The following is an 11,544-nucleotide window of genomic DNA, read 5'->3' as shown; positions in this document are numbered from 1 at the left end:
ACCTCGAGGAATCCATCGAGACCGCCCTGCATCGACTCCCCGGAGAGCATGGTGAAGGAGCGGGCCTCGGACGATTCGGCGTCCATGACCTTGGCACGCTGCTTGGCGACATCGACGAAGGTGACCTCCGCACCGTTCGAAACGGCGATGCTCGTGTGTTAGGCGTCGCTGATCTCCGAGGCGTTGGTCGATGCAGTGACCGGCGTGAACGAGAGGTCGCCATCGAAGATCAACCGCAAGCCGTTCACTGGGGCGGCCTTGAGCGGAAAATAGGGATGGAGACAATAACGGGCAGGAATGCAGCACGACTTCTCATGATGCTGGCTCCATTCGGATGGATTCCAGCGGGAGGTCGCTCACGGGCCGATGCCGCCCTCGAGGCGGAAGAAGCGCGACGGGTCGGCCGTCCCGGTGAGACGGAAGCGCAGTTGGAACTGCGAGCCGCCGAGATCGGTGGCATCGAGGAATTCGAGTGGCGCGAAGGTCCAGTCGACGAGGTTGGTCGAAGTGGCGGGGAAAAACGAGGCGTCTTCACGATCGGTGGCGATCTGGAAACGGTAGACCGGTTCGTCGCTGCCGAAACCGAAGGCGGCGAGATCCTCGAAGTCGAGGTGCCCGACCGGTCGCGAGGCCGGGTCGAGGCCGTCGGTGCCGGCACCATACTCGATGCCGTTGGGGCTGCCGTCGCCGTCGCCGTCGTCGTCCGGGTCGGCGAGCAACGGGTTGCCGCCGGTCCAGTCGGCGTAGGTGATCCCCGGCCGGGTGGCCTGGGTGCCGAGACCGGAACTCAAGGCACTGACGACCGCCGGGTTGCTGCCGGAGACGTCCTCCAATTCATACCGAAACGACGAGAGGTCGTAGAGATCCCTGTCGCCATTGGTGTCGATGAGCCGCCAGTCGCGCGTGCGGATGCTGGTCATCGAGTTGTAGCGCGAGTAGGCGTGGCTTTTCCCTGGCGCGAAGGGGTTGAGCAGCATGGGCACCAACGACGAGCCAGCGGTGGAGGAGGGCGGGGTCAGGTCACACAACTCGGCGAGGGTCGGATAGATGTCGATGGTCTCGACCACACCCTCGGCTGGGACACCGGCGAAGACCTCGGGCCGCAGACTGGTCGGCGGGCGGATGATCAGCGGAGCTTCGACCGCGCGTTCGAGCACGGTGTGCTTGCCGATGCCGTTGTAATCGTCGAGACGCCAGCCGTGGTCGCCCCACAGGATCACAACGGTGTTGTCGGTGAGTCCGAGGGTGTCGAGTTCGGCGAGCACCTTGCCGACCTGGGCATCGACGTAGGAAACGCAGGCGAAATAGGCGCGGTGAAGGTGAGCCCGGTCGCTGCCGTCGGTGTAGGCACCGATTTCCCCGGAGTCCGCGGTGGTTGCGGCGTTGGCTCCGACCGGTTTGTCCGTCGGGCAGGGGTCGGGCAGGGTGGCCGGGTCGTAGAGGTCCCAGTGGGCCTTGGGCGCGTTGAACGGAAGGTGCGGCTTGTGGAAGCCGACCGCCAGGCAGAAACGGGTGCCGTCGTCGGCGAATTCACGGAGCTTGTCGATGGCGGCCTGCGCCATCTGCCCGTCGGGGTACGCTTCGTCGGGAAGGCTCTGGCCCGAGCCGTCGATGCCGATTTCCGAGGCCAGTGAGACGTTGCGCACGCGGCCGGTGCCGTCGGCATAGGCGAAGAGCGGGTAGCGCTGGGCACCCCACTTGTCGTGGTCGTAGAGGATCTCATTCCACGAGTGGCGCATGTCGGGATTGGTGGCGCTGCTACGATCGATGTCGTAGTTGGTGGGGAAGTTCCAGCGGTAGCCGTCGGGCTCGTGGGTGATCTTGCCGAGCGAGACGGTGTGCCAGCCATTGCGGCGGAGCAGGTCGACCCAGCTTTCGGGCTGGGCCGGGAGGCTCGTGGGCATGGCGTTGAAGGCACCGTTGTCGTCTGAGGCGGCGGTTGGCCGCAGGCCGGTCATCAGCGCATAGCGCGAGGCACCGCAGGTGGGCACGGCGACGTAGTGGTTGCGGAACAGGCGGCCTTGGTTGGCAAGCGTGTCGATGTGCGGCGTGACCATGTGGTTTTCACCGTAGCAGCCAAGCTCCGGCCGCAGGTCATCGACCGCGATGAAGAGCACGTTCGGCGGCTCGGCGTGCAGCATGGCGACGAGCGCGACCAGCAGTGGTGGCAGGAGTTTCATGGCGCGGCCTCGAAGAGTTCGAATCCGTTCAGTAGTAGGAAGTTCTCGCTTCCGTTAGATTTGGTGGATCGCAATTCGACGACCAGCGGCGAGGATCCATCGTGGGTGAAGGGAAAGATCAGTGTGGGCACCTGTGAGTCGTTGATGAAGGTGGTGTTCAGCCCGGCGGATCCGAGCGCGGTGGGCTGGACGCTGCCCCGCATCACGCCGCCGGTGCGGGCCTCGATGGTGTTGGGCGTGGTGGTCGTCAGGCCTTGGGCAAAGCCGAGGGCGCTGCCAGTGAAGGGGTCGAGGTGGTAGGAGCGAAAGACGTAGTCGCCGGCGGGCAGGCCGGTGATTTCGAGATTGATCGCGCCCTCGCGGGTGGCGATGAAGTCCGCCACCAGAAAGGAGAGAGAGGTGTCGCCGCCCGGAATCGCGCGCGATGCATCGCCATTGGCGCCACGGAACTCGAAGTCGACCGCACCGGGCTGTGAAATGGTGACCTGTCTTGGGCCGATGGTTTTGACATACGAAGCCGCATTGCCGTTCTGGGTCGTGGATCCCGAAACAACCCGGAATTGCGACTGGCTCGGTGAACCCAGGGCGTCGTCGCGGTTAAACTCCACCCCGAAGAGACGCAGGCCTTCGTCCGGTGGGTCCCCTCCGCCGGGATTGGCCGGCCCGTAGCCGACTCCGTCATACCAGGTCCGGGTCGCGCTGCCGCCGCCCACAAGGTTGTCCACGTGGAGTTCGATCGCGTTTCCTCCCGCGACGGACGCCTGTCCGACCTTGACGCCGTAGAGGGTCCGGACGTCCTCGGTGACCATTGGAGGGTTGTTGAATGTCAGGGTGCTGGCCGCTACGGCAGCGGATGAGTCTCCGGGGCCGTCAAAGCTGTAGGTGGTGAGAGAGCCCGGGGTGAGCCCCGCGGAGATCGTCCATTGGTTGCTGTCTGGACCGTCCCAGAAGAAGACCCAGACGTCGTAGCTGCCATCCGAAAGCCCGCTGATCCGGGTGGTCAGTTCGGGCATCGTGTTTCCTGAGTGGAGGGCCTGGAAAACGGTGCCGCCGTTCCCATAGGGCCGCTTCTTCCATTGGTCGTCGTCGGCCGTGGATGTCGTGTCCGGATTGAGCCATGAGAAGTCGGCCGGCGATCCGCCGGTGGCGAAGGTGTTGCCCGAGGAACCCTCCACCGCGTCGAGGTAGGTGATGTCTCCGTGGACCATGCTGGCTCCGAACGCGGCGGTCCACAGTGCTGACAGCATGGGGTTCACGGCACGCTCTGGGCGCGGACGAAGTCGGCGGGATTTCCCGTCAGGGCCATCCGGACCGTGGCGAGGCCGTTGCCGTCCGTGGTCACCACGCTGTCATTCGTGCCGCCGATCATGCCGGGATCGCCTGGATCGTCTTGGGTCAGGTTCTCGACCAAGATGCCGGGAGTGAAGTCGAGCGTCGTGGACGAGCGGAACTCGAAGTCGGTGTTGGCGGCACCCATCAGGGTCAGTTCCCAGACGCCGCCTTCCACTGCGGAGAACGAGGTGATCACCGGGGACGAACCTGCCGCGGCGGCGGCCGGAGCGTAGCCGACCCCGTCATACCACGCGCGGGTCGTGCTGGAGTTGCCGTCGAGATTCATGTCGACATGGACCGCGACGGGGGAGCCACCGCTGACCGTGGCCTGCCCGACCTTGATGCCGAACAGACTGCGCAGTCCGCCGCCGGCCCGGACCGTGACCGGACCCGTAAAGGGAAGGTTTGCAGCATTCGTGACGTTCTCCGTGGTCGCATCGATGACTTCCGGCTCGAACGGAGAACTGTAGGTTGTGAGAGCACCCGAGGTGAGGCCCGCTGACAACACCCAGTTCTGCGTGTCGCTGTCCACCTGATCCCAATAAAAGACGTAAATGTCATAGGTGCCGTCGGCGAGGCCGGTGATCTCCGTGGTGAGTTCGGGAATCAAGTCGGGCGAGCCATTGGGCATTCCTTGGAAGAGGGTGTCGCCGTTGCCTTCAACGGTAGTCCGCTTGCTCCATTGGTCGTCGTCGGTCGCGGAGACGTCCACCACCATCCACGAGGTGTCCTCGAGAGTGCTGCCGGTGGCGAAGGTGTTTCCACCAGAGCCCTCCGCCGCATCGACGTAGGTGATCAGTGGCACGTTGATTTCGACCTCGGCCTCGTCGAGCGCCATGTCGAGATTGTAGCGGATGAGTTGGCTGCCCACGGTTTCATCGGGATTCACATCGAGATTGAAGCGGAAGAAGGCCTCCGCCCGGTCTGGCAGGTTGTCGCCACCGTAGAAGCTCTGGAAAAGGGTCAGGGCATCGCCGGTCAAGACGAGGGTCCAGTCCTCGGTGTCATCGTCGAAGGTGTTCTGCGAAGTGCCGCTGACCTCCACGCGGGTCGCGCCGACGAAGGGAACGGTGGGGGTGCCGTCCTCGGGACCGTGATGGAAGTAAGTGGTGCCGCTGCCATCGGGATCGGTGGTATCGAGCAGATAGGCGTGGAGGTTGGGGAGCCCGGAGCCGGGGAGGTCCTGGGCACCGGTGATTTCGAATGAGAGGATCACCGTTTCCACGGTGGCACCGGTCGGCAGCGGGGGCAGGGTGAAACCGAGGACGACGTTGGTGTCGATGCGCGAACTGGTGGCGGTGGAGCCACTGATGCCGACCACCCCGGCCGTGTTGTCGGGATAGTAGCCCACCCCGGGTCCGTTGATCTGTTGTTCGCCGAGGATGCGATCCACCGAGCCGACCGCGGCCGTTTCACCGAACAGGTGTACGGGGGTGATGAAGACGATGGCTGCGAGCGGGCAGAGGGCAGGATGGAAGGGGCGGATGGTATTCATGGCGGGCATCGGCTTTAAGGATTGGATTGGAGCACCTTGAGTCTGAAGAAGAGGTGGTCGGGGTTCATCGGTCCGGAGATCGTGGCTATCACGGTGGTGGTGCCAGGGGCGGGTGAATGGGTTTGGGACGAAAAGGTCACGCGGGTCCCTGCGGCGTTCGTTTCCCCGTGGTCGAGGAAGGTGGAAAGGTTGTCCGACCACTGGTAGGTCACCACGAGGTCTTCTGCCGGAGCTTCGGACTGGGGATGGGTGAAGGTGCCGCTTTGCGGATTCAACGAAACTGGATTGAGGCCGGCGGCGTCGGCCACGACGGGATCGGTGCCGAAAAAGTTTTCCAGTCCGTTGGCCCTGCCGTCTCCATCCGGATCATCATCAAAACCGGGCTCGTTGCCCGCATCGTAGCCTGAGATCCAGTTTCGGAAGGTGTTGGCGCGGGCATATCCGACCCCGTCGAACCATGCACGGGTGGTGGTCGAGCTGCCGTTCAACAACAGGTCGATGCGGACGTCCACCGCCGATCCTCCACTCACGGTGCCCCGGCCCAGATGAATGCCGAAGAGCTTGCGCAGGCCGCCTCCCGCCACCACCGCCGGGGCGGGATCCGCGAAGCTCAGGTCGGCCGCGTGGTTCACCCCGGTGGCGGTGGCACCCGCGACCGCGGGTTCGCCCGGAGAGCTGTAGGCCGTCATCACCCCGGAGGTGAGGCCGGCGGAAAGGACCCAGTTCTGGGTGTCGCTATCGATCTGGTCCCAGTAGAAGGCGTAGAGCTCGTAGTCGCCGTCGGCCAGGCCGCTGAGGCGGGTGGTGAGTTCCGGGATCAAGTCGGGCGAGCCATTGGGCATGGCTTGGAACAATGTGCCGCCATTGCCTTCGACCGTGGTCCGCTTGCTCCATTGGTCGTCGTCGGTCGACGAGACGTCCACGACCATCCACGAGGTGTCCGCGGGCGTGCCTCCGGTCACGAAAGTGTTCCCGCCGGAACCTTCCGCCGCATCGACATAGGTGATCAGGCCAATGGGGCCGGCAGGTGGTGGCTCGACAGGGTCGCTGAGAACTCGTCCGCGGGTGACGCCGATGCCGGAATAGCTCCCCTGGCTCGCATTCAGGATGCCGGTCATCAGGAAGGCGACGCTGTTGTAATCGTAATCGGCGAGAGCTTGGTTGAGCAGGTTCTGTTCCGAGGAAAACGATCCGTCGTCTGCGAAGTCCGCCGTGATGTCGAGGGCGTCGCCGTTGCGCGCGATCATGAGGGTGAACTCCATCGGCGTGTTGGCGGCCACCTGAACTTCGGCCGCGGGCATCGGGCCGAGTTCGATGGCGGTCACCGACTCGAAAGGGCTGCTTGCACCCGTGCCGTCGCCGGCCGCGATCTTCGCCGCCGAGGTGGACGGTGTCTCGGCCCAGATGCCGGCGTAGCCGCTGCCGTCGCCCGCGGTCACCGGATCGTCGCTATCGAAGAGGCCGATCCGGAAGTGACCGGCGGGGATCGGCACGTCGAAGGTCACCGAGCCGGCAAGCCGGATGAAGTCGCCGTCGGCGAGCGCGACCGGATCGATGTTGGCGGCGATGCTGTCGGTGTTGCCGTCGGTGGTCACGGGCGAGGAGGTGGCCTCGCTGCCCCCCGAGAAGTCGGCGTCGCCGAAGATCGTCACCCAGCCGGTCACCGGATCAGGGGCGGCATGGGGGTCGGGAAGGTAACCCAGCGAGACGAGGAACCCGTCGGTGCGGAAGACGGTGGCCTGGTAGCCATACCATGGTCCGCTGCCGTCGTCGGGCACCTCGTAATTGAAGAAGCCGTGCGGCTGGCCCTGATAAAGGTGCAGGTCCGAACGGATGCCCTCGGCCTCCATCAGGGCCTGAAAACTCTCCGCCGTGGCGACCGGGATCAGGTTGTCGCTGGTGCCGAGGAAGACCACGGTCGGCGGGGTGGTGGAATCGATGTTGTGCAGTGGGGAAATATCCTCCCAGTAGGCCTGCACGGTGCTGTAACCGTAGCCGTCCACACTGTTGTCGTAGACCGGGTTGAAGAGGACCATCGCGTTGGGCTTCGAGCTGACCGCGAGATTCTCGCCGGGCTCCTCATAGGCGGTGAGGGTGCCGGTGGCCGCGGCCACGTGCCCCCCAGCCGAGCCGCCACCGGCCGCGATCCGGTTGGGATCGATGCCGAGTGAGGCGGCGTTTTCGCGGAGGTAGCGGACCGCCGACTTGCCGTCCTTGACGCACTCCTGGGGCGTCGTGCCGTGGACGTTCTTGACCCGGTATTCCGCCGAGATGGCGACCATGCCGCGGGACGCGAGGTATTCGCAATGGGGATGGAACTGGGTGGGCGAACCGTCGACCCAGCCGCCGCCGAAGAAGAACACGATGACCGGGCGGCTGTCGGAGGCCTGGTGACCCTCCGGCGTGAAGACGTGCAGGTTCAGCGTGACCGCTCCACCGGTGCTGTTGACGGTTTGCTTGTAAGGAATGGTTTGGTCCGGCGTGAAACCGGGCACGTCGTAGGCGCGGGCCGCTGGTGCCGCCAACACGAGCAAGCAGGGGATCAGCGATCGCGCTTTTCTGATGCTCATGGGCTTCGGAGTGGGTGGGTTTGCAGGCAAAACGCGAAACGCACCACCCTCGAAGATGGGACGGAGGCATGGATCTTGTGACCGGAACAAGGCCTCGGGCGCGCGGAGAATCAGGCACGCCGACGGCGGAGCAGGGCGAGCAAGCCGAGACTACCGAGTAGCGCGATGGAGGGCTCGGGCACGAGTTCGTAGCCGACGCCGTCGTACCAAGTCCGCGATTCAGAACTATTCGTTTCGATCAATTGTTGGATGTATACATCGGCCGTGGTGCTGCCGGAAACCTGGCCGAGGTTGACGCCGAAGAGGCGACGCTCGCTCACAAGGCCCAAGTTCTCCGTGAACACGGGATCTACAACGAAATCAAGTGAGGATGCCTCCAACACGCCAATGGAGGTGACGGTTCCCGACCCATTTGTGCCCACCACAGGGGTCGCTGAATTGTGTGTGCCAAGAGGCTGCACTTGACTCCAATAGGTCGTGTCAACGGTGGCGGTGAGGCTGGCTCCGATCGACCAGTTCTGAATGGGCGTTGCGTCGTCTCCGGTGTTGTCGACGAAAAAGACCCAGACATTGTAGGTCTCTCCGGAGTCGAGGCCGGTAATGGTGGTTTTCAGTTTGGGCAAACCGCCAACCGATCCATTATTGGTGGCCGTCAGGGCCTCATAAACGGTACTGTTTGTTGCAAAACCTCGTTCCGTCCACAAGGTATCGCTTCCGCTGGTAGTCCCATACCAGTCGGTGGCGCTACCACCACTTGCATTGACCGTATTGCCCCCGGCGCCACCTGCCGCATCGACGTAGGTGATCGCGGCGTGGGCGGAGCTGGCGGAAAGGGCGGCGAGGAGGGCAAGGATTGCGGATCTCATGGACTTCTTGATGGAATGATTTCACAGACAGGAACGGCCCCGTGCTATGGGTGAATGTCCCGCGGGCCGGCCTTGGTAATTCAGAATCTGAAAAAATTCACACCGGCCCGGGAAAGGCCGCTTGGCGAGGCGCGGTCGGCGAAAAATCAGGATTTCCGCTCGGTTCTTGAATTAGTGGCTTACTTTCCGGAGTTGAGGGACATTCACCCACGCAGGCATGGAGGAAAGTGACAACTTGGAGGAAGGCGACAACTCGGACGAGACCCTGGTCCAACTGGTGGCGACGCACCAGTCGGCGCTGCGTGGCTTCGTCATGGCGATGATGCCGGGAAGTGCCGACGTCGATGACGTGGTCCAGGAGGTGAATGCCCTGGTGTGGCGCAAGCGGCGTGAATTCGAGATTGGGACCAATTTCAATGCCTGGATGCTGACCGTGGCGAAATTCCATGTGCTGAACGCGTGGCGGCGGCAGCGCAACCGGCGGGAGTCGGCATTTCCGGAGGACGTGCTGGCGAAGCTGGTCGACCAGGCGATCGAGTCCTCCACCGCTGCGCCTCCCAGTCGGCACAAGATCCTGTGGGAGTGTCTTGAGCGCCTGCGACCGACCGACCGGGCGTTGATCCTGCGGCGATACTTCGACGATTCAAGCATCAAGCAGCTCGCGGCCGAGGCGGGGCGCGGTGTTGATAGCGTGAAAATGTCGCTCTACCGAATCCGTAACGTACTCGCGACTTGCGTGCGTCGGCGCATCCTCCAGCAAAGATCCCTGTCATGAATGATCGGAACGACAAGGTGATCGACAAGACGTCCCTCTGGAAGGACCTGGCCGAACTGGAGGAGGGGACGCTGGATCCAGCCCGCTCCGAAGCGCTCTCTCGGTTGCTCGATGATTCTCCCGTGGCCCGGCAGCTCTACCTTGAATATTTTGAGGATTCGGCGGTTTTGCGTGAAATCGCCCGGACCCTCGACGAGCGGGGCCGGATGCCCGTGGTGGGCGATGCGCTGGCTTCGAGAAGGGCTTTGCGCCGCTCGGTGATGTCGGCGGCCGCTGTGGTGGTCTTGCTGGGAGTCATCTCTGCGGTGATCAAGATCACCGTGCCCGAGGTGCCGGTCGTGTCCTCGGCCGCGGTGGAAGGCACGAAGTGGTCTATTGACGGCAAGCCCCGTGAGTCGGATGAGGAAGAGTTGTCCTTGCGACCCGGAACGACGGTGCGTGTCGAGTCGGGGGCGGTCCGCCTGAAGCAGGACTCGGGCAGCGCTCTGGTTATCCAAGGCCCCGCCGAGGTCTCATTTCCCGAGTTGGGGCGTCCTGAACTCCGCTCGGGTTGGCTCTGGATCGACGCGACAGGGGACGATGAGGGTTTCGTGGTGAGCACCCGGGATTTTGTGGTCCGGGACATCGGCACCCGGTTCGGAGTGCGGGTGCCCCGCCGCGGCCCGATGGAGGTGCATCTGATCGAGGGTAGGGTTCAGGTTGAGCCCAAGGCCGGCTCGTCTATGGTCAGCGATCTCTCAGTTGCCGGCACGGCTGAGGCCTTCGCCAATGGAGGGAGACGATCTGCCGTGCCCCTGGCTGCCGATCCGTTCCCGGGTCTTTCCGAATTGCTGGCTGGCGGAAGCGGTTACCGGACGACCCTGCTAGGCCAGTCGCCGGCGGGCTACTGGACTCTGGATGAACCATCGGGCATGGAACTCGGCAACGAGGTGGCCGATGGATCGATCGGTTTCCATGGGGTGGCGGTTGAGGGTGGGGTTGCGGGAGTCGGCGCGCGCGGAGCGCTTGCCGGTTTCCCGGCGGGTAACCGGGCACTCTACCTCGATGGCTCGCCTGATCAATCCGTGGTGGCCGGCATCGATGGCCCCGGAGGCGTGCGCCGTCGTGAGGGAGCGGTGAGTTTCTGGATCCGGCGCGTGCCGGGGGCCGAGAGACGTGACGAGATTCTCTGGTTGGCCGGCGACACCTCGCGCGACGTGAATGTTCCGGACCGCGCGATGATCCATACCCGGCTCAGCCGCACCGGCCACCTTGAGTTCGTGGTCGACGACGATGGGACCTCGACGCAGGTGGCGTCCTCACGCGATATCGCCGATGGCCAGTGGCACCACGTGGTCGCAAGTTGGGGGCCTTCGGCGGTCGATCTCTATGTCGATGGCCACCGTACAGCATCGGCAGCGCGAGCCGGCACGGTGGAGGAGGGAAGCTTTTCCGGGAGGTATGTCCGCTTCGGCAAGCCCAGTCGGAATCTGTATGACGACTACCACTCCTTCACCGGTTGGGTCGATGAGATCGCTATGTGGAACCGCCCGTTGACTGCCGATGAGGTGGCCGTGCAATATCAGGCGGCAAAGGGGATGGCGGATCAGCCTTGAGGCAAGGGAGCCAACTCAGCCCGCGAGTTTGGAAGGCGCTTGTTAAAACAGTAGCCGATGGGGCTCAGTATCGAAAGGCCAGGTGACCCACCCGTGTCGGTGGTTCGTAACCGATTGACCCAAGGAACTGCTGATTTCCTGTGCTTCGAGCAACCTTTGTCAGTCTCCGACAATCCACGTCAATTTGAAGTGCCATCTCGAACGGTTGGGTGATTGAGAAGAACAGGACGTCTGACCGAATTGCACCAGCTTGAGCACGTGTTCGGTTGTGGACGGAGTTGAGGGGAGCTCGTCGAAGGTCTGAAGGTCCAAGGTCAAAAGTCTCCTTGTCCAAGCGTTCACAGACTTGCGACCCGCATCGGAGGCTCGGACTTTTGACTTTCAAACCTTCGACCGACCAACCTCCCTAAGCTGATGTCATTTACGCCTGACCGGACCTACCGCACCTTGTAGCCGCTGAGGTCGAGCTGGAAGCGATCGTCGGGAATCGGGAGGTTGAACTTCGTGTTCGAAAAGATGGTCTTGATCCGAGACTTGTCATCGAGGCGGATCTCCAGTGCGCGGAGCTCGTTCCTGCCGGGGTCGATGTCGAAATAGACCCAGCCGACCTTGGAGCGCATCTTGCGCGGCTTGGGGCGGGTGGTGAGCTGGTAGATGCCGTTGACGACGCGGGATTCGACGGGCTCGAAGACCTCGAGGAATCCATCGAGACCGCCCTGCATCGACTCCCC

At 63.6% G+C, this 11,544-nt stretch carries 8 protein-coding genes; 2 read left to right on the top strand and 6 right to left on the bottom strand.

Annotation, left to right across the window (positions count from 1 at the left end):
* Positions 1-356 precede the first annotated feature (356 nt).
* The 5 genes from ACG2LG_RS23060 to ACG2LG_RS23040 form a co-directional block, all read right to left on the bottom strand.
* Entirely contained in the window at positions 357-2,180 is a 1,824-nt protein-coding gene (locus ACG2LG_RS23060; protein ID WP_396263112.1) for a sulfatase, read from the bottom strand.
* Positions 2,177-3,427 (bottom strand): hypothetical protein, encoded by a 1,251-nt coding sequence (locus ACG2LG_RS23055; RefSeq protein ID WP_396263110.1) that lies wholly within the window; start codon positions 3,425-3,427, stop codon positions 2,177-2,179. Before ACG2LG_RS23055 ends, ACG2LG_RS23060 begins: the two co-directional genes overlap by 4 nt.
* A gap of 5 nt (positions 3,428-3,432) precedes the next feature.
* Entirely contained in the window at positions 3,433-5,007 is a 1,575-nt protein-coding gene (locus ACG2LG_RS23050) for a hypothetical protein (RefSeq protein ID WP_396263108.1), read from the bottom strand.
* A 14-nt stretch (positions 5,008-5,021) separates the two neighbouring features.
* Positions 5,022-7,577: an alpha/beta hydrolase gene (locus ACG2LG_RS23045; protein ID WP_396263106.1), complete on the bottom strand. Its 2,556-nt coding sequence runs from the start codon at positions 7,575-7,577 to the stop codon at positions 5,022-5,024.
* Between the two features lie 110 nt (positions 7,578-7,687).
* Positions 7,688-8,443 (bottom strand): hypothetical protein, encoded by a 756-nt coding sequence (locus tag ACG2LG_RS23040; RefSeq protein WP_396263104.1) that lies wholly within the window; start codon positions 8,441-8,443, stop codon positions 7,688-7,690.
* Positions 8,444-8,660: 217 nt separating this feature from the next.
* On the opposite strand from ACG2LG_RS23040, the gene ACG2LG_RS23035 reads away from it, so the two are divergent.
* Together ACG2LG_RS23035 and ACG2LG_RS23030 are read left to right on the top strand one after the other, a co-directional pair.
* Positions 8,661-9,218 (top strand): sigma-70 family RNA polymerase sigma factor, encoded by a 558-nt coding sequence (locus ACG2LG_RS23035; RefSeq protein ID WP_396263103.1) that lies wholly within the window; start codon positions 8,661-8,663, stop codon positions 9,216-9,218.
* Complete coding sequence (locus ACG2LG_RS23030; RefSeq protein WP_396263100.1) at positions 9,215-10,813, top strand: LamG-like jellyroll fold domain-containing protein; 1,599 nt, start codon at positions 9,215-9,217, stop codon at positions 10,811-10,813. The genes ACG2LG_RS23035 and ACG2LG_RS23030 overlap by 4 nt, the downstream gene beginning before the upstream one ends.
* A 437-nt stretch (positions 10,814-11,250) precedes the next feature.
* Here the strand turns inward: ACG2LG_RS23030 and ACG2LG_RS23025 are convergent.
* Positions 11,251-11,544 (bottom strand): hypothetical protein (locus tag ACG2LG_RS23025; protein WP_396263098.1); only part of this gene is annotated, 294 nt, incomplete at its 5' end.

It is taken from the genome of Haloferula sp. A504 (genome assembly GCF_044385805.1).
Taxonomy (GTDB): Bacteria; Verrucomicrobiota; Verrucomicrobiia; order Verrucomicrobiales; family Akkermansiaceae; genus Haloferula.
Note: the sequence above shows the minus strand (reverse complement) of the source record. Positions and strands in the feature narration are given on the sequence as shown.

Coding starts and splice junctions, on each gene's coding strand:
- ACG2LG_RS23060 (WP_396263112.1), bottom strand. CDS start 2,180: ATGAAACTCCTGCCACCACTGCTGGTCGCGCTCGTCGCCATGCTGCAC.
- ACG2LG_RS23055 (WP_396263110.1), bottom strand. CDS start 3,427: ATGCTGTCAGCACTGTGGACCGCCGCGTTCGGAGCCAGCATGGTCCAC.
- ACG2LG_RS23050 (WP_396263108.1), bottom strand. CDS start 5,007: ATGAATACCATCCGCCCCTTCCATCCTGCCCTCTGCCCGCTCGCAGCC.
- ACG2LG_RS23045 (WP_396263106.1), bottom strand. CDS start 7,577: ATGAGCATCAGAAAAGCGCGATCGCTGATCCCCTGCTTGCTCGTGTTG.
- ACG2LG_RS23040 (WP_396263104.1), bottom strand. CDS start 8,443: ATGAGATCCGCAATCCTTGCCCTCCTCGCCGCCCTTTCCGCCAGCTCC.
- ACG2LG_RS23035 (WP_396263103.1), top strand. CDS start 8,661: ATGGAGGAAAGTGACAACTTGGAGGAAGGCGACAACTCGGACGAGACC.
- ACG2LG_RS23030 (WP_396263100.1), top strand. CDS start 9,215: ATGAATGATCGGAACGACAAGGTGATCGACAAGACGTCCCTCTGGAAG.